Below are 17,460 nucleotides of genomic sequence, written 5' to 3' on the forward strand. Positions count from 1 at the left end.
GTCTCAAATTTGTTGAGCAAATCGAATAAGCTCTGCTTCATTTAACAAGGACAAGTTCGTCGAATTATCAAATGTCTCAAATTGCGGCTCTTGCTTACTCACCATTTTCATAATTTTTTTATCCATAAATGTTAACTTTGAGAAATTAACTTTACCACCAAAGGCGGCTTGCTGCGAGGCGTGATGTCTCAATTTTTCCGTATAGGCCTTGGCTAGTTCATCAGCCAATTCATCACCCGAACGTAACCCGTTAATAAACAAATCCAAGGGTTTTGCAAGTAAGAGTTCTTCGTATTTCACACAAAATTTCTGCATACTCTTGCCAATGCTCCCCATGTAGATGGAGCTTCCTAGAATAATTTTGTCAGCAGCTTGCAAATTTTCCAAGGTCACGTCTGCCACATTCTGACTCTGACTATCGCCCTTAAGCTGATCAGCAATCATTTCCGCATAGGCCTGCGTTGCTCCATACTTGCTTGAATAGATAATTAAGTATTTCATGTCGTTACCTTCTTTCCCTTATTAGTTACTGCTTAATAGCATTTTCAATGGCTTTTAAAATCACTTTACTACTAAGAGTGGCCCCAGATACACTATCCACATCTGTTCCTTGTTGTTCAATAACCGTCTTAATGATGGTTTCAGATTTGCTACCAAGACCATTGGTATGTTCCAGCAAATCAATCCCTTTGACGTGGTTATTTTCAATCGTGAGCTTGACTTTGGCACTGACCGCCGACTGTTTAAAAGCCCCTTCTAACTGCCCATCAGCTAAATTCAATTGATCAAATTGCTGACCTTGCAAGATTACTTTGCTTTCCTCACCCGCAGTTACGTGTTGAATAACCAACAGCCCTATAGGAATCAGCAGCAATGGTATCAATGCCAAGAGCCACCGTTTCTTTTTACTCTTTTTCATTTTGTGTTCCTCCTATCCCATTCAGTAATAAATCAATATAAGCGGTTGTCATCTGCTCGATTTGTATTGGATCTGTCACTCGATAACTGACGATGTTAAACACCAAGCCCATTAAAGAAATTAAAATCAATTCTGCTGAATTTTCTTGAACATTCCTAAAATCATTGGTGGCCATCCCCTCTTCTAAAAGCATTTGTAGCAAATAGTTCCCTTCTTGAACCTCTTCAGGATCTCTAGCTTTTAGATCCTCTGAAAGAGAAAGGCCACTGGTTAACATAACCGCTCGAAACTTTTCCGGATTTTCCAACATAATAGAAATATAGCAACGACTAGTTAAGACAAATTTTTCTCTAGGCGACGCTTGCTGATGATCTTTGATCACCTGTTTGACATTTTCAACTACCTCGCGATAAATATCATAGGCAATGCTCATGAGAATCTCGTCTTTATTCTTAAAATAGTTATAAATAGTCGTTGGCGAATACTCAATTTTTGTGGCAATTTTCCGGATTGATAATTTCTCATACCCTTCTTCCGTCACTATTTGAGTAGCTGCATTAAAAATTTTCTGTTGAAGGGCCTGTTTTTCTTTTTCTTTACGAGACATTTAAACCATTATCCCCTTTCGATTAACACTGTTAATTTTGTTTACACTGTTAATTTAACCTTTTTTACGAAATAAGTCAAGTATAATCCGTCTATTAGCTAATAAAATTCGATTTTCCCCCAGTCACTTGCCTTTTAGAAGAGCATAATCCCTGTTATAATACAACTAACAACTAAATCGTACAGGAGGTTTTAACTAGATGAAAAGATATATCGCCTTGTTAAGAGGGATCAATGTGGGAGGGAAAAACAAGCTTTCCATGGCTGAATTAAAAAAAGCCTTGACTGAACGTGAGTTTTCAGAAGTCCTTACCCACCTCAATAGTGGGAATGTCATCTTTTCTAGCAGCATTGACGATAAGCAACAACTTGCTGGCCAGATTGAAGCGCTGATAAAAGACAACTTTGCCTTAGATATCCCCGTTCATATTCTTTTGCAAAGTGAATTAGCAGAACTATTAACCAGTGCACCTGATTGGTGGGGAACTGACGATCAGACAATCTATGATAACTTGATTTTTCTGCTACCACCTTTATCTTACGAGACCCTTTATCAAGTACTTGGCGAGCCTAAAGAAGCATACGAACAAATTCAGCCAGCTCAGAATGCCGTTTTTTGGTCATTTTCTCGTAAAAATTATCAAAAGACCCACTGGTGGGCAAAAACAGCCAATACCAAAATAAAAAACAAGATCACCATTCGAACCGCTAATACTATCAGAAAAATAGTCACTATGTAATCAGGAGGTCAGGACTGTTGGGTCCTGACCTCCTGATTATTACGCTTAGAGCTGCGCTAAATTTCTAGCTCAGTCATTTGAGCATTAATTAGTTCCATACGACTTTCACTTGTTTCCTTAGCAACCCTTAGATCAGAGGCAATCTGGCCATCTTTCATAAAAAGAATGCGCTGGGCTTTTGCTGCTACTTTTGCATCGTGAGTCACAAGTAAAATTGCCGTCCCCTCCTGATTGATTTCAACTAAAAGATCCATGATTTCTGCTGACGCTTTTGAATTAAGGGCACCAGTCGGTTCATCTGCAAATAAAATATCAGGCGTTCCCATTAAGCTACGGCAAATGCCTGCTCGTTGTAGTTGGCCGCCAGAGACTTCGGCGATGTCACGATTACCAAGCTCAGCAATCCCGGTTTTTTTTAATAAAGCCTCAGCCTTTTCTTTCAGCTGAGCGACGTCTTTTCTAGCGTCTCGCAAAGCTGGCAAAATAATATTATCTAAAATAGACAGATTTTTGAGCATGGTCGGTTGTTGAAAGATAAAACCCATGCGCTGGCGGCGAATATCCGCTAGTTCATTTTCAGATAGTTGCTCTAACGCAATGCCATCAAACACCACTGAACCACTGGTGATCGTATCCATGCCACTTAAGGCATAAAGTAAGGTTGACTTGCCACAGCCAGAAGGCCCCATCACGGCCACAAATTCCCCCTTCGCCAAGTCAATGTTAACCTCTCCCAAAGCAAGGCTTTCTGCTCCAGCCTTGCCAAAAGTTTTGCTGATTGTTGAGCCAATAATTAAATTTTCCATGAGTTACTCCTTTATCTGATCTGAAATTTTGACGGATTGAATATCTTGAATCCCCACTAACGTTGCCAGATAGACACAAGTGCCAATCACCAGCGGCGCCATCACAAAGGCAAAGAGCGGATTGATTTCAAAGTGTAAACTAGCGATGCCAAAGGATGAGATCAGCAACGTGCCGACAACTTCTCCTAAAGTATTGGCTAATATCACCCCAACTAGCACTGCTAACACTGACACAATCAAGGAACGCGTCAGATACTGTCGCCGAATATCTTTCGTGCTAAAACCGATCGATTTCAACATCGCAATCGCCTGTTTGTCTTTGGCAATCAGCAATTTCATAAAGAGCAAGGTCACTAAGACCGTCAGCAAAATGGTTGCTATGATTGCTCCATAAGAAGCGGTTTTGATCGCTGCAGTCGTACTGCCAAAGGTCTGATCGATATAATCATCGATGTTGGACACCTTGCCATAAGAAAAGGCCTCCTGATACTCCTTGACCTTATCATCTACAAGGGAATTATCATAAAAAGTAACGGGAATGATGCTCCAGATACTAGCTGCTTGCGATGTCTCAAAGGCCGCCTTGGCGGTCTTGCCGCCATTAGTCACATCAGAATAAACCCCACAAATCTTGACCTCTTGCGGCACACCGTCAATCGTCAGTCGCAAAACATCTCCCAACTCTTTTTCTAAGTCATCCATATTGAGCGTGGATAAGGCGATCTCATCGGCTTTGATTGGCGCTCTTCCCGCTGAATAATCAATTGGAAAAGCTTGATGATCGCCAAGTTCAACCTTAAGACGTTGAACAGACTCGTCAGCCATTTGCATGTCGATCAGATAACTGGTCAGCACTGTAAATTGCGAAATGCTCTCATCCTGAGACATTTTGTCGGCAATTAATGCTGTCTTTGCGGCAATATCATCCACCTGCTGAACGTCAATCCGCATATAAGAGTTGCCGATGCCCATATAAGTCATAAAATTTCTAGAGGAAATCGTATTGTAAATATTTTGAGGCACGATCATAATAAAGGAAGAAATCACCAGCACCATAAACATCGTCAGATACAATTTTTTCCTAGACAGCAAATCTTTTACTCCCAGAAATACATTGGCCGACAACAGCTTGTTTCGACTTAGCCTAAAGCTTTTGACCGCCTTTGATTTTTCGGCAGGCGCGCCAAAGCGAATGGCTTGTGCGGCAGATAGCTTGCGAAACCGTCGAAGCACTCCGTTAACATACAATAAAATCACGAAAAAGATCAGCAAAGCGCCACCCAAAGCAAATAGCCCACCAGCTAAAGGATTGCTGGATTCTCCCAAATAAAGGCGAATATTGGCAGAAAGTGGCCGCTGCAATAATAAAGCTAAACCAAAGCCTAAACTAGCTCCTAAAGCAGCCATCACCCCATATTTCGCCAAATAAATTCGTTTAATGTCAGCAACTCTTAAACCAATCCCTTTTAAAACGCCAATCTCCCGATAGTCTTCTTCGATTTTAGCGAGTAACGTAAAACGAATGCAGAGAAAGGTCACGATAATGACCAACAAACTAATTAAAATCAGCACCGCAATCATAATGCCGTCGGTAATCCCATTGGCCAGTTTAAACAACGGATAAGTAATCGCAGGCGGTCCATTGGCCGGCATCTTCTCTGTAAGATAGGCCGCTTCAAATTCACCCAGATTGGCAGTCTCAGCTAAACGAAACTCAATCAACGATTCCAGCTTACCACGATCTTTTAAAACATCGTAATCCGCCTGATTAACCAAAAAACGCTTAGAAGAAACGATGGCAGAATTCATCTGAGAATCGCGAACAAAACCGGCAATCGTCAAAGGATGACCCGCAATCGTCACAGTATCACCAACTGCAATCGGCATTTCCTTCATGTAATAAATAGGAACGTAAATCTCACCGGCTTCCGGATAAACAATCTCATCCGCCACATCCAAAAGAAAATCGAAGTTTTGACTCTGAACAGACACTCCATTGTCCTGAATACTGCCGGCCAAACTAGTCTTATTGATGACAATATCCGGCCCTTCAATATTTAGAAAATTAAGAACTTGATAGTCCTTAACCGATTGTTGACTAGCAAAATCTGCTAATTGCCCTTGATCCACCTCACCTGAATGCATTTGCATAAAGTGTGGCGTTTTGGCCGCGACCATGGCACTGTCAATCGCCGAAATTAAATTAACACTTAGAAAAGCACCCAGCGCTGTCAGTAGCGAAGCCATAACAATAAATGCGGTAATCGTAATGGTCATTAATTTACTGCGTTTGATATCATTTTTGATCATTGTTTTGTACATGTTCTCCCTCTTTCTCCTTCATTCAATAACTCCTTTTAAAATGAACACTCCTTATCAAATATCCCCCTAGCAACACATCTGTTTGACATACTATTTCTATCATAGAAAATGAGATAAATAAGAGCTATTTGTATGTTAAGTTTAACATTGGGAATAGCGCGCGCGTTCATCCTCAGGACTGATTATTTTATCAAACGCAAGGAGGATATCGGTGTCGAACTGTCACCTATCGTTAAGTTGTGTGCAATTCCCCTTACTTAACCCCCACTACCAGGTTTCTGGTTAACATATTCGGAAATATCCTCTATACTGTACCTGATAGAACAACTCAACTATTCGTTGACATCCATTTATTCTGATTCAACGAATTGTTCATTGATAAATTGACGACCGAGGAGGTATACTAATGCCAGAAATAGGTGAGAAACTAAAAGAATTAAGACAATCAAAAAAAATGACTCAAAAAACGTTAGCCGAAATATTAAACGTAACACCGCAAGCCATTTCAAAATGGGAGAGAAATAAAAGCCAGCCAGATCTCCAAACTCTGATTGATCTGAGCAAGTGTTTTAACATTACAATTGACGAGATGTTGGGTAATAAGAGGCCAAGTTTTTTTGATGGGTTTTTTTCTAAAAAAAGAGGACGGGATCACATGGGAAAAATGGCACAAAAACTGAAGGAGAATACACCACAGAATCATGATAATAGAAAAAAAGTCATAATCTTTGATAAGACGTTTAGCCTTATTTCCGATAAAGGGTTGCTTCAAACGCAAATGCTCAATCGAAAACTAGAGTTACTGATGCAAGAAAATCAGCAGAAGATTGATGTTGACACATACAATTCAAACCAAGTGGATCAATATGGTCAACTAGCCGATGCCATTCTCTTAACGCCGACATTTGCTTATGCCAAAGACTCTCTTGAAAAGAAATTTACAGGAACCCCAGTTATCGCCATTTCCAAAAAAGACTATGGTGTGCTGGCTGCTGAGAAAATTTACCACCAACTCATAACGGTCTTAAAGCATTAGCTGACAAAATAAACCGACTTACCAATGGCTTAGTGCTTGGTAAGTCGGTTTTATTACGATCGTTTTAACACAAATTCCTCGTAAGCTTTTCGCACAAGCTCACTCATCTCATTGGCAAAGGTCTCGGCCATGCGAGCACCTTTTTCCTTAGTAGCCAGTGTCGCATCCCCAAAAACGCCACTTTTACTTAAATCTCCGAGAGAGATGGTGGACATGCCATATAAATCTGGTTTTTCCGGATATTCTTTAACGGCTTTCTCTTGATCGACCAGTTCCTCTTTAGCGTGGAGCATCAAAGAAGTTTCAAATTCACAGGCGTGGATCATGCCATGCCACGTTGGCGAGTCCATCTGATCCTTAAGCACTTGATTTAAATCTGGGTAGAATAAGTAAATCACTGGCATAGCTAACTCGTCTTCTAATTCTCTAACTGCGTATTTCATGGCTGAATTATTAGAGTCATGGCCATTAATCAGTACTAACAGCTTGGTACCATAACGGGAAACACTGGTGGCAACATCTTTAATGACCTCCTCCACTAAATCTTGCTGCAAAGAGATCGTACCGGGAATATCCCGCCATACCCAGGAATAGCCGAATGGCATACTAGGTGAGACTAGCGCCCCAGTCTGTTTAGAAACTTCCTTGGCAAAATATTCCGCCAAATAAATGTCCACGCCCAAGGGCAAATGATGACCATGTTGCTCCGTCGCTCCCATCGGCAAGATCACCACCGGAAACGCCGCTAAAGCCTCCTTGATCTCATCGCGAGTCAGCTCCATCATTAATTTAGGTTTAGTCATCCTGTTTGTCCACCTGCCTTAACGCCGCCACAAAGGCTTGAGCATTTTTTTGAATCTGTGGCAAATCCTCTTTAGTTGCCCCTCGCGGCACTAGGTCACTGCCAATTCCAAAATAGTGTACGGATAAACGATAATAATCCCCTAGATTTTCCGGCGTGATCCCTCCCACTCCCATTAGTTTAATCGCTGGAAATGGACCTCGCAAAGCCTTTAAATAACTGTCACTGGCCCCGTTAATCGGAAAAATCTTAAAATACTCAATTCCCAATTCAACCGCCTCGGCAATTTCACCAGGGGTATAAACGCCGGGATAAACCGGGACACCTTTAGCCAAAGCCTTTTTAACTAGTTCCTTGTTCCAGCCTGGTGTAATGATATAGCGGCCACCCGCTGTTAAAACTTGTTCAATCTGGCTCTCTGTCAAAACTGTCCCAGCCCCTAAATACAATTCCTCAGAGCTAAAATGGTCAGCCAACTTTTTAAGACAACCAAGGCCGCGCTCGGGATTACTTAAAGAGACTTCTACATCTCTGATCCCTTCAGCGATTAACCCTTGAACAATTGGCACCACATCCTCAGGTAAAACATCGCGAATAATCGCCAATAATTTATTTGGTCTCATCTGCTCACTCCTAAAATTTTGCTAACCACACAGCTGGATTTGTGTAAAAGATCTGATCGATTGCTGCTTGAGAGATCCCCTCATCCAACATTCGCGGAATAAATAGTTGCTTAATATAACTAAAGCCAGGCCCACCGCCGTAAGCATGGAGATAACTTTGACGCCCCATATCTCCAGAAATTAATAAGCGATGGCCGTAACCATGAGCCAAAATATTTTTGATCAACTCAATTCGAACATCATCAGGGTAATACTTAACTTTCCCCGGACCGTCATATTGAATATAAGCCCCCCGTTTGACAATTTGTAAGTGATAATAAGGATCTGCGTTCCGGTCACTGTGTCCAACAGCCACAACAGAGAGATCGACTCCCTCGCCTTCCAGAATATCCAGCATTTCCAATCCCATAGTGCCAGCCTCAGTATGGAGCCAAATTGGGGCACCCGTTAGTTTGTGAGCTCGCGCCACCGCTCGGGTAATCTTTTCTTCCAAAGGATGAATCAAATTGTACCAAGACCCAGCTTTTAAAATCCCAGCCTTAGCATCTGAACCATCCATGCCGATTTCCACATCTTTGACTAACCGCTGAGTAATCTGCTCAATGCTTTCCGTTTCCACCCACTGATCAAAATAAATGTGCTTATTAAAACCCGATACCCCTAAAACGTGAACCCCGCTTTCCTGAGACATCGCCTTTAGCTTACTACCATCACGGCCATAATCCAGGGTGGAAGCATCGACCAATGTTTGACCACCGATGGCTTTAAAGGTCTTTAATTCTGCCAAAGAAGCCTCATAATTGGTTAACTCAAAATCACGATCGGTTTGTTGAGGTGGAGGGCAACACCATAAATGTTCATGTGAGTAGGTAAACCCTAGCTCTTCCATCGAAATATCCCCTAAGACCGTTCTTATTTTTTTTGACATAATGTTCACTCCTCATTTAGTTAAATTCCAATTCCAAAAAGCGTGCCGATTAAGCGAACGATGACAACCACAATGATGGCATCCGTCGAGGCAAACCACAGGCCACTAATACCGTAGCCGCTTAAATCTAAGATTGGATAAGCCACTGCGACGATCATCTGGAATAAAAAGCCGAGAACAAACCCAGCAATCACCGCACCCCGCCGACCTCCCATGGCATTGCCAAAAACACCAGCTGCCCCGCCCATAAAGAACAAGCCAATCACTGAAGGCAAGACGACCACTGGTAACATGGTTGAGACCAGGGTTGCCAATAAACCACCTAGCACTGCGAATAAAAAACCAATGGTCGTGGCTGTTGGTGCAAAAGAGTAAAAGACTGGTACATCAAGGGCAGGTTTGGCTCCTGGTACCAGTTTTTCACTGATTCCTTTAAAAGCCGGTACTAACTCACCTAAGAACATTCTGACCCCTTGTAGTAAAATCAAAATCCCCACAACAAAAGTAAAGGCTTGCATAATCGCAAAGAGGGGAATGCTTTGGCCGCCAGCTAACTCATTCATTAACTTCGGCGAGACAAAAACTGAGGTAATCAGGTAAATCACACTCATAACCAGCCCCATTAAGATCGACATTTCCTTTAAGAAATCCAGTTGTTTGGGCACATTCATTGTTTCTGTGGAGTGTTCTTTATTGCCTAACTTGCCACCAACCCAGCCGCTAAACCAAACTAATGAGCTTCCCCAAAAACCAAAGCCAACACTGTCATTGTTCGTCACTTTTCTGACAAAAGGTTGTGCCATAGCTGGGAAAATCACACTGGCTAATCCTTGAATCAGCGATCCCAGAGCGATGGCCTGCCAACCGTTGATCCCCATCTGATCAAATAAAATGGCCATGGTTGCGGCAAATGAAAACATCATGTGCCCCGTTAAAAAGATGTATTTCCATTTTGTCACTCTTGCTAAAATAACATTAATAATAAAACCAAAGACTAAGATCAACGACGTTTCTGTCCCTAAAACCGTTTGAACAGCTGCGGCAATCGCATTGTCTTCCGCAATCACCCCCGTTAACTTAAAGGCATTTTCAAACATTTGACTGAAAGGCACTAAACTACTGACAATAATACTGGACCCTTGCTGTAACATGATAAAACCAAAAATCGTTTTTAACGTTCCCTTAATTATATCCGAGCTTGACTTTCTTAAGGCTGCTAATCCAACCGCCGCAATAATCCCCAAAATAAACGCCGGTGTCGATAAAATCCCTGTAATAAATGCTAACATCTTCTTCCCTCCTTATGCATAAAATGCTTGAATATGCGGCAAGACCTTCTCCTGAATTTCCTCTTTGTCCAACAAATTGACAATTGGCACAACGACAGCTGATTCCCCTGCCAGCTCTTTGGCGATTTCACTTGAAGCAATAATTAAATCTGCCACTTTTCCCTTAGCGCTACTTAAATCCGTTGCCTCCCCATTTACTTCAAACCCATGACGTTTCCCCATATCCTGCACTTCCATCAACAACATTAAACTGGTGCCAAACCCCATACCACAAACTGTTAACACATTCATCATGTCGCACTTCCTTTCAAGATTGCATAGATTTCTTCTTTACTCTCCGATGTTTTAAGCCTTGCTACCTTATCCTGATCCATTAAAATCGTGCTCAATTCCCGCAACATTTCAATATGAAACTGTTTGTCCACGCCGCCAATCGGAATGATCAGGAAAACGTCATCATTTTGCGGATGGCCAAAAGTTATTGGTTCCTTGACTCTCACAAAGGCCATACACTGCTCATTGACCCCAAATTCTGGCCGAGCGTGAGGAATGGCAATATTAGGGGCTAAGACGATATAGGCGCCTAATTCATCAAAGCCCCTGATCATTTCCTCTACATAACTTTCCGTCGCACTGTTTGTGGCAACTAGTAAATTGCCAGCATAACGAATCGCTTCTTTTGGTGTGCTTAACGCTACATCCAGTTCAATTTGTTCCCTCTTAATCGGTAACATCTGCCTAACTCCTTTTCTCTATATGATGTGTTTTTTATGACGACCTTCCAACTCAACAAAATACTCATAACGATCACCTCGGGCAATCATATCAACCACTTCCACAGGAACTTTGTTCTTCATAAAAGAGACCCGTCGTACATGCAAAACAGCCGAATCTTCTGGAATTAACAACTTAGAGGCTTCGATTGCCGTCGCCGAACGTGCCGTGATGACTTCTTCGGCCTTTTCCAAGATAATGCCGTAGCGCTCCTCCAACTCCTGATACAAAGAACTTGAAGTCAATCCCCTTGCCAATAAATCAGGCACATACTTACTTCGCAAATAATTAATCATAATTACGACTGGCTCATTGCCAATCGCCCGAACGCGCGTGAGAGATAGGACCTTTTCGCCATTTTGTAACTTTAAGGCTTCACGAATCCGCTTAGACGGCTCCACCTCCCTCATGTCCATTTCCAAAGTTGTGGATTTTTTTTGCTTAAGCAACATCTCTTCCGTCCAACTAAAAATAGCGCTCACATCTTGAGTCATTTTAGTTTGATTAACAAAAGTCCCTTTGCCTTGCTGCTTAATGACAACACCACTTCGCTGCAGTTCATCAATCGCATTGCGAACGGTCATGCGACTAACGCCATAATAAGATTCAAGTGCCTTTTCAGTTGGCATCACTTCCCCTATGACCATATTTTTTTCAATGTCAGCCTTCAGCAATTCCTTTAATTGAATATACAGAGGGACAGACGATTTTTTGTTCAAAATTGACACCCATAGCACCCCCCTTTCGTCATAACCTTTAAAAACGAAACCCCTAACTTGTTATAACCTAACCCCATCTTATATCATCATGACCTTTTTGTCAATATAATAAAAAAGGTTATAACAAAAAACACCATGAGAGACTCAATGATGTTTTTAACGCCTAACTAGGCTTATTGATTTGAATGCTGTGATTTTTTCTTCCTTCCAACTTCGCTAGATAGTGATAGCGATCACCTCGCGCCACCATATCGACCACTTCAAAAGGCACATTTTTACTTAAATAGGAGATCCGTCGGACATTTAACACAGCCGCATCTTCTTTAATATTGAGCTTAAAGGCTTCTAGACTGGTACTATCTCTAGCAGAAATCGTCTCATCTGCCATTAAAAACTGAATGCCATACAGCTCCTCCAGTTGTTGATATAAGGACTCCTTTTGCAAACCTTCCGCAAAAAAGCCAGGCACAAATTTCTCACGAATATAATTAATTGTAATCGCCACTGGCTCTCGTTCAACCGTTCTGACACGTTCCAAACAAATCACCGTTTCATTATCTGCTAAAGACAACTCCCGCTTTAATTTTTTGGATGGTGTGATTCGTTTCAGACTTTGTTCAATCGTATGGGTCTCAATATTTTTAGAAGCCATCTCTTCCGTCCAGCTAAAGACCGACCCGATATTTTGACCAACTGCGCCGGTGTTAACAATCCGCGTTCCCTTGCCTTGAATTTTTTCAAGATAACCTTTATCGACAAGCTGATCAACTGCTTTTCTGACGGTAATCCGACTGACTTCGTATTCTTTTTCCAGCTCTTTCTCCGTAGGAATAAAATCACCAGCTTGATTTCTTTCGATATACTTACTCAATTCAAGGGTAAGCTGTTCGTATATGGGAATCCCTGATGTTCTGTCTATGCTGCTCATGATGACGCCTCCTTTATTTCCCTCTTCTATAGGATAGTCTATCATAACCTTTGCCGTCAACTTTTCTTGTGAGATTATAACCTTTAGGCTGCTAAAAATTAAAATAGAACAATAAGCAGTAGTTACTGCAGAAAATAATAAAACTTTTCCCATCTAATCTTGAAGATGGACCAAAATTAACATATATTATTAATTAAAACCATGATAATCTTGTCAGACTAATCGATTTCTTGCGATGACTACTGTTCTGTTTTTGCCCCTCTGCTTCATCCATACAATTGCAATCTATTCATTTGATTTGACATACAAAAAAGTGGCAGACATTATTGACCGAAAAAATCCGCATTTTAAATTCCCCCAAAAAAAGAATCAATATGAAAAACTATCTTGATCCTTTCAAATAACGTGTAATTTTCCCAAGCAAAGAACCAGATTCCAATCACTGAGACATTTTGATTCTTTCTCTACTGTTCTTATTGATTCGTAGGGGACAACTCCTCTAATTTTTTTAGTGTAGCATCTATATTTTTGGCATGCCAATTATCAGTTGGCCACATACTTTCGGCAGTGATAGCACCACTTGATCTGAGAACTGAGAGTTCTTTTCTTTGCGCAGTTAAGTTAATATCACCATCATCGCTGGAAATAGTAATTTGATAATTAATACCGTGATCTTCTACAGATATTTTTTTTATAGTTGAAAAATCAATTCTTAAAACCTCTGTATTCTTTTTAAGCTTTGTCGCAATGGCCATTCCATTGCTATTTGGTTGAACCAGAATCAATTCATTCTTACAAATTTGTAAAATATAGAACGAGGCAGAAAGAAATAGAAATGATGTGACATTAGGGCTGACACTAGGGTCCATAAACTGGACAACAATCCCATTTCCTTCGATAGGCTCTACACCTAGAGATTTGATACTTTCAAATACTTGCTGCTGTCTGTCCATAATAGCATTCTCCATTCCATAAGTTTATACTAATTATGATATCAATTTATGGTAAGAAGATGCTAAAAAACCTTAAAGGGTCTAAAAATACTCCTGAATGGTCATTTTAAGATAAGTAGAATCGCACCACTTAATTTTTTTATCATTCTTTGTAAAAAAATTGAAGAACAATCTGGCAGTAGATTTATACGTCATTTCGCATAACAAACCCTGTTACTTGATTCAAGACATCGCCGCCCGCGAAGTCTTGGCCGAAGACTTAAACTAAATAAAGCCAGACTTGTCATTTATTCTGACAAGTCTGGCTTTTACTTATTATAGTCATTCCCCTTACCAAAAAAGTGTGGCTCTTTTCAGCTTACTAATTCTTCTTCCAACGCCTTATTTGGGTCAAAAAAGAAATAAACTAAACAAAATGTCACTAATATGGCAACCCCATGAATAATGAAATAATCTCGAATTCCAGTCGCACTATAAAGATACGTCACAAATCCTGGAATGGCCGCTACCCCCATTCCTGTACTTGCTGCATGTAAAAGACCGGCTACCCAACCAGCAGTTGCCCCTCCACAAAGAGCAAATAAAAATGGTTTGCCAAATTTTAAATTGACACCAAAAATAGCTGGTTCTGTGATACCAAGAAAAGCGGGAAGTGACGCTGACATAAAGAAGCCCCCTTTTTTCTTATCTCTCATTTTTAAGCCTACTGTAAAAGCAGCCGTTGCCTGAGCAATAATACCACCTGTAATCATCGAATTAAAGGGATTAAAACCCGTTGTTGCCAATAAATCCGTTTCCAGTGCTAAGAAAATATGATGCATACCTGTGACCACAATTGCTTGTTGCGTGCCGCCAATAATCAACCCTCCAAGTCCAAAGGGAAGATTAATCACAGCCTTCGCAGCATTTAAAACACCCAACTCAATAAATTGGCAGATTGGGCCAACAACAATCAGCCCCAATAGTCCGGCCACTAAAATCGTACAAAATGGGGTAATAATTAAATCTAACACATCTGGTACTTTCTTCTTTAGAAATTTTTCCGTTTTAGCAGCAATAATCGCTACGACTAACGCTGGCAAAACAGAGCCTTGATACCCGACAACGCTTAAAGTTAAGCCAAAAGGTTGAAAAATAATGGCATCCACTACTCCTTTGGCCACATCATTGGGATTAGGAAGTAAGGGATTGACTAGCATTAAACCTAGCACAATGCCGATAACAGGTGTGCCACCAAACTGCTTCATTCCAGCCCAAGCGATCAAAACGGGTAAAAAGGTAAAGGCCGTTTTCATCAATATCGTGGCAATCGTCAAGACATTGGGATTCATCTCCACCCCAAAGGCATTAATGCAATTAATAATACCACTAAAAAGCCCAGTTGCCACCAAAACCGGAATCACGGGAATAAACACATCGCCTAATATTCGTGAAACCTTCTTAGGTAATGACATCCCTTCATAGAGATCTCCTTTTAAATCAGTATTCAGACTTGAATCATCACTCCCTGCCACGATGTTATAAATCCGATCCACAAAGCCTGTTCCCAAAATAATTTGATATTGATCACCATTAAAAAATTGCCCCTTAACGCCATCAATTTCTTCAATTGCCTTCTCGTTGACCAATTGCTTATCATGCAAGGTCACTCTCAAACGCGATGAACAATGACCAACTGCCCGAATATTCCCTTTCCCTCCTATTTCTTTTACTATCGCCGCCGCTACCGCTTCATCTCTCGTCTCTTTCATAATGTCTTCCTCCCAATCAAAAATTGTACACAACTCCCCCTACGGACGGGCCGCTGTTCCATCTGGTAATCGCGCTAATGTCCATTCTGGTAAATTATCATGACATGGATATTTCGCCGCTTCTTCCTCATCAATGTCAACGCCAATTCCGGGCTGATCGTTCAAATAGATGTAGCCATTTCTAACGACTGGTGTCCCTGGGAATACTTTGTACGTGTTTTCCTTAATGCTACAACTCCACTCCTGAATCCCAAAATTGGGCGTGGATATACTTAAATGAGTATTCACTGCATGAGCGATTCCGGTCATATCACCTGGCCCATGCCAAGCTGTTTGAACACCATAAGCATCAGCAAAGGCGATGATTTTTCGAACGGGTGTTATCCCCCCAACTTGACTCACATGAAGTCGTAAATAATCAATATATCGTTTAGCAATGATCGTCATCCACTCGTTGGGATTATTAAATAATTCCCCCTGAGCCAAAGGAATTTTGGTATGAGCACGAAGATGATCAAACCACATCACTTGTTCGGGTGGTAATGCATCCTCTAAAAAGGTTAAATTAAATTTTTCTAAACGATTAGCAAATTGAATGGCCTGGTTCGGCGTTAGTCGCTCATGAACATCGTGGCAATAGTTAATGGTTGAATCAAACTTAGTCGTTAATTGTTCAAACGTTTCTACCATCGTATCCATATAAACCTGAGGATCATAATAAACACCTGGCGTCGATCTTTCCGGTCGATGCATGGTATTACTTTCGCCACCATACCCGCCAACCTGTACCCGAATTTCTTTCCAGCCAGCGTCGACACGATCTTTAACTAATTCAATGGCATGTTCAATTGTTTTTCCGTCGGCATGAATATATGCCGGTACTGCGTCACGACACTTTCCACCAAATAACTGATAGAGAGGCATGCCAGCTAACTTTCCTTTAATATCCCAAAGCGCCATATCAACACCTGAAACAGCATTATTCAAGACTGGCCCATTTCGCCAGTAACTGCTCACCATTGCCGTTTTCCAGATATCTTCAATTCTTTGCGGGTCTTTTCCAATTAGGAAAGGCTTTAAATACTCTTCAATTGCTGTAACAACTGCTTTATGCCGCTGTGTGAACGTCGCACACCCAACACCATATAGACCTGGCTCCGAGGTTTCAATTTTAACGGCAACCAAATTAATCCCTTCTGGTGCTGTCGCTATCACTTTGACATTGGTTATTTTTAGACTCATTTAGTCATCTCCTTAACTCATTTAATACATCAAAGTATAGCCTAAACCCAAATGAATAGGTATCCATTTCAGATGTTCAGGGCGAAAGTGCATCCTTAGGAAAAACATTTCAAAAAGTGAAATATTTTCCACTCAAACTAAAAAAACTATCTTCCGTTTATTTAACTGGAAAATAGCTAGAGAGTTCCCATTGAATAATCATCCAATGGACCTATCTGTTTGATTATTTAACATGATGTAGATGTTTTAATCATTTTTTCTGATTTTTATACGTCATATAATTTAAAAAGATCATATTAACTAATATAAAATACGAATCCAATGCTTGATATTTTCGCCCTAAGCCAATATCTAATTCCGAAGTATTCACAAAGACGCTTTCATTACTGAGATGGGAAATAGCATTTTCTTCAAAACTTGTAATGGAGATAAACGGAACCCCTTGCAGCACCAATTGTTTTGCAAACAAGCGCGCGTTGTCAGATTGGCCTTTTAACGAAATAATAATGACTAAATCATCCTTGGTTAGCGTGCCACTTAAAGCACCAATTTCATCCACACCTTCTGTGACATAAAAATGTTCATTCCCTGATAAAAATACACGCCTCATTTCTTGAGCCACCGCTCTCTGAAGTGTCCCTGTACCATATAAAAAAACTTTTTGACTGTTATATATCAATTCTGAAACCCCGGTAAAATCATGTTTTTTATATTCATTGATGGACTTAGTCAAGGTATCACAGAAAGCTGTTAAAATATCATCCTCCATCTCACTCATCGTGACATCATTTTTCAAGGCATACTTTAATTCGCTAAACCCATTTAACGATAACTTACGAGCAAATCGATAAATACTAGACTTAGATGAATTACATAGTTGAGATAACTCCTCAATCGTGCATTCAGAACACTTTTGTTTATTATTCGCCATATATTGCCAAATATGTAAATCATTCGCATTTAATTCATTAAAATATTTTGAGACACGTTCGTCAACTTTCATCTTGACACCTCCGAATTAC

General features: G+C 40.7%; 19 protein-coding genes. 2 read left to right on the forward strand and 17 right to left on the reverse strand.

All coding sequences use genetic code 11. From position 1 onward, the window contains the following. Positions 1-3: 3 nt before the first annotated feature. The 3 genes from I6N95_RS07995 to I6N95_RS08005 are packed head-to-tail and all read right to left on the reverse strand — an operon-like array spanning position 4 to position 1,526. Complete coding sequence (locus I6N95_RS07995; protein ID WP_209526509.1) at positions 4-501, reverse strand: flavodoxin domain-containing protein; 498 nt, start codon at positions 499-501, stop codon at positions 4-6. A 25-nt stretch (positions 502-526) separates the two neighbouring features. After that, the gene (locus tag I6N95_RS08000) at positions 527-919 is read right to left on the reverse strand and encodes an FMN-binding protein (RefSeq protein WP_209526512.1); all 393 of its coding nucleotides are present in this window, start codon (positions 917-919) and stop codon (positions 527-529) included. Then, the gene (locus I6N95_RS08005) at positions 906-1,526 is read right to left on the reverse strand and encodes a TetR/AcrR family transcriptional regulator (RefSeq protein ID WP_209526514.1); all 621 of its coding nucleotides are present in this window, start codon (positions 1,524-1,526) and stop codon (positions 906-908) included. Before I6N95_RS08005 ends, I6N95_RS08000 begins: the two co-directional genes overlap by 14 nt. Positions 1,527-1,725: 199 nt before the next feature. On the opposite strand from I6N95_RS08005, the gene I6N95_RS08010 reads away from it, so the two are divergent. After that, positions 1,726-2,265 carry a DUF1697 domain-containing protein gene (locus I6N95_RS08010; protein ID WP_209526516.1) on the forward strand — a complete coding sequence of 180 codons (540 nt, stop codon included), beginning with the start codon at positions 1,726-1,728 and terminating at the stop codon, positions 2,263-2,265. A 56-nt stretch (positions 2,266-2,321) separates the two neighbouring features. Here I6N95_RS08010 and I6N95_RS08015 read toward each other — a convergent pair whose 3' ends face one another. Together I6N95_RS08015 and I6N95_RS08020 are read right to left on the reverse strand one after the other, a co-directional pair. After that, on the reverse strand, positions 2,322-3,071 hold the full coding sequence (locus I6N95_RS08015; RefSeq protein ID WP_209526518.1) for an ABC transporter ATP-binding protein: 750 nt from the start codon (positions 3,069-3,071) through the stop codon (positions 2,322-2,324). A gap of 3 nt (positions 3,072-3,074) precedes the next feature. After that, positions 3,075-5,393, reverse strand: a complete 2,319-nt coding sequence (locus tag I6N95_RS08020; protein WP_209526521.1) for an FtsX-like permease family protein — start codon at positions 5,391-5,393, stop codon at positions 3,075-3,077. Positions 5,394-5,799: 406 nt separating this feature from the next. On the opposite strand from I6N95_RS08020, the gene I6N95_RS08025 reads away from it, so the two are divergent. After that, on the forward strand, positions 5,800-6,429 hold the full coding sequence (locus I6N95_RS08025; protein ID WP_209526523.1) for a helix-turn-helix domain-containing protein: 630 nt from the start codon (positions 5,800-5,802) through the stop codon (positions 6,427-6,429). Positions 6,430-6,482: 53 nt separating this feature from the next. Here I6N95_RS08025 and I6N95_RS08030 read toward each other — a convergent pair whose 3' ends face one another. From I6N95_RS08030 to I6N95_RS08085, 12 genes are all read right to left on the reverse strand, one after another. Continuing rightward, positions 6,483-7,232 (reverse strand): creatininase family protein, encoded by a 750-nt coding sequence (locus I6N95_RS08030; RefSeq protein ID WP_209526525.1) that lies wholly within the window; start codon positions 7,230-7,232, stop codon positions 6,483-6,485. Beyond that, positions 7,225-7,854, reverse strand: a complete 630-nt coding sequence (locus tag I6N95_RS08035; protein ID WP_209526528.1) for a bifunctional 4-hydroxy-2-oxoglutarate aldolase/2-dehydro-3-deoxy-phosphogluconate aldolase — start codon at positions 7,852-7,854, stop codon at positions 7,225-7,227. The genes I6N95_RS08030 and I6N95_RS08035 overlap by 8 nt, the downstream gene beginning before the upstream one ends. Positions 7,855-7,864: 10 nt before the next feature. After that, a complete protein-coding gene (locus I6N95_RS08040) occupies positions 7,865-8,782 on the reverse strand; it encodes a phosphotriesterase family protein (protein WP_209526530.1) in 918 nt (305 codons plus the stop codon). A 20-nt stretch (positions 8,783-8,802) separates the two neighbouring features. Then, entirely contained in the window at positions 8,803-10,071 is a 1,269-nt protein-coding gene (gene ulaA, locus I6N95_RS08045) for a PTS ascorbate transporter subunit IIC (protein ID WP_209526533.1), read from the reverse strand. 12 nt (positions 10,072-10,083) lie between these two features. After that, a complete protein-coding gene (locus I6N95_RS08050; protein WP_209526535.1) occupies positions 10,084-10,365 on the reverse strand; it encodes a PTS sugar transporter subunit IIB in 282 nt (93 codons plus the stop codon). Then, the gene (locus I6N95_RS08055) at positions 10,362-10,805 is read right to left on the reverse strand and encodes a PTS sugar transporter subunit IIA (RefSeq protein ID WP_209526537.1); all 444 of its coding nucleotides are present in this window, start codon (positions 10,803-10,805) and stop codon (positions 10,362-10,364) included. Before I6N95_RS08055 ends, I6N95_RS08050 begins: the two co-directional genes overlap by 4 nt. An 18-nt stretch (positions 10,806-10,823) precedes the next feature. Further along, on the reverse strand, positions 10,824-11,573 hold the full coding sequence (locus tag I6N95_RS08060; protein ID WP_209526539.1) for a GntR family transcriptional regulator: 750 nt from the start codon (positions 11,571-11,573) through the stop codon (positions 10,824-10,826). Positions 11,574-11,727: 154 nt separating this feature from the next. Continuing rightward, on the reverse strand, positions 11,728-12,492 hold the full coding sequence (locus I6N95_RS08065) for a GntR family transcriptional regulator (protein WP_209526541.1): 765 nt from the start codon (positions 12,490-12,492) through the stop codon (positions 11,728-11,730). A 473-nt stretch (positions 12,493-12,965) separates the two neighbouring features. Next, positions 12,966-13,445 carry a hypothetical protein gene (locus I6N95_RS08070; protein WP_209526544.1) on the reverse strand — a complete coding sequence of 160 codons (480 nt, stop codon included), beginning with the start codon at positions 13,443-13,445 and terminating at the stop codon, positions 12,966-12,968. A gap of 353 nt (positions 13,446-13,798) precedes the next feature. Further along, positions 13,799-15,196, reverse strand: a complete 1,398-nt coding sequence (locus I6N95_RS08075) for a PTS transporter subunit EIIC (RefSeq protein WP_245249295.1) — start codon at positions 15,194-15,196, stop codon at positions 13,799-13,801. Between the two features lie 39 nt (positions 15,197-15,235). Next, entirely contained in the window at positions 15,236-16,438 is a 1,203-nt protein-coding gene (locus tag I6N95_RS08080; protein WP_209526546.1) for an enolase C-terminal domain-like protein, read from the reverse strand. A gap of 250 nt (positions 16,439-16,688) precedes the next feature. Beyond that, positions 16,689-17,441, reverse strand: a complete 753-nt coding sequence (locus I6N95_RS08085; protein ID WP_209526549.1) for a MurR/RpiR family transcriptional regulator — start codon at positions 17,439-17,441, stop codon at positions 16,689-16,691. Positions 17,442-17,460: the final 19 nt, after the last annotated feature.

Source organism: Vagococcus allomyrinae (assembly GCF_017829975.1).
Lineage (GTDB): Bacteria > Bacillota > Bacilli > Lactobacillales > Vagococcaceae > Vagococcus_D > Vagococcus_D allomyrinae.

Excerpts from the sequence above, each read along its gene's own strand:
- I6N95_RS07995 (WP_209526509.1), bottom strand. The coding sequence starts at position 501 with ATGAAATACTTAATTATCTATTCAAGCAAGTATGGAGCAACGCAGGCC.
- I6N95_RS08000 (WP_209526512.1), bottom strand. The coding sequence starts at position 919 with ATGAAAAAGAGTAAAAAGAAACGGTGGCTCTTGGCATTGATACCATTG.
- I6N95_RS08005 (WP_209526514.1), bottom strand. The coding sequence starts at position 1,526 with ATGTCTCGTAAAGAAAAAGAAAAACAGGCCCTTCAACAGAAAATTTTT.
- I6N95_RS08010 (WP_209526516.1), top strand. The coding sequence starts at position 1,726 with ATGAAAAGATATATCGCCTTGTTAAGAGGGATCAATGTGGGAGGGAAA.
- I6N95_RS08015 (WP_209526518.1), bottom strand. The coding sequence starts at position 3,071 with ATGGAAAATTTAATTATTGGCTCAACAATCAGCAAAACTTTTGGCAAG.
- I6N95_RS08020 (WP_209526521.1), bottom strand. The coding sequence starts at position 5,393 with ATGTACAAAACAATGATCAAAAATGATATCAAACGCAGTAAATTAATG.
- I6N95_RS08025 (WP_209526523.1), top strand. The coding sequence starts at position 5,800 with ATGCCAGAAATAGGTGAGAAACTAAAAGAATTAAGACAATCAAAAAAA.
- I6N95_RS08030 (WP_209526525.1), bottom strand. The coding sequence starts at position 7,232 with ATGACTAAACCTAAATTAATGATGGAGCTGACTCGCGATGAGATCAAG.
- I6N95_RS08035 (WP_209526528.1), bottom strand. The coding sequence starts at position 7,854 with ATGAGACCAAATAAATTATTGGCGATTATTCGCGATGTTTTACCTGAG.
- I6N95_RS08040 (WP_209526530.1), bottom strand. The coding sequence starts at position 8,782 with ATGTCAAAAAAAATAAGAACGGTCTTAGGGGATATTTCGATGGAAGAG.
- ulaA (WP_209526533.1), bottom strand. The coding sequence starts at position 10,071 with ATGTTAGCATTTATTACAGGGATTTTATCGACACCGGCGTTTATTTTG.
- I6N95_RS08050 (WP_209526535.1), bottom strand. The coding sequence starts at position 10,365 with ATGATGAATGTGTTAACAGTTTGTGGTATGGGGTTTGGCACCAGTTTA.
- I6N95_RS08055 (WP_209526537.1), bottom strand. The coding sequence starts at position 10,805 with ATGTTACCGATTAAGAGGGAACAAATTGAACTGGATGTAGCGTTAAGC.
- I6N95_RS08065 (WP_209526541.1), bottom strand. The coding sequence starts at position 12,492 with ATGAGCAGCATAGACAGAACATCAGGGATTCCCATATACGAACAGCTT.
- I6N95_RS08070 (WP_209526544.1), bottom strand. The coding sequence starts at position 13,445 with ATGGACAGACAGCAGCAAGTATTTGAAAGTATCAAATCTCTAGGTGTA.
- I6N95_RS08075 (WP_245249295.1), bottom strand. The coding sequence starts at position 15,196 with ATGAAAGAGACGAGAGATGAAGCGGTAGCGGCGGCGATAGTAAAAGAA.
- I6N95_RS08080 (WP_209526546.1), bottom strand. The coding sequence starts at position 16,438 with ATGAGTCTAAAAATAACCAATGTCAAAGTGATAGCGACAGCACCAGAA.
- I6N95_RS08085 (WP_209526549.1), bottom strand. The coding sequence starts at position 17,441 with ATGAAAGTTGACGAACGTGTCTCAAAATATTTTAATGAATTAAATGCG.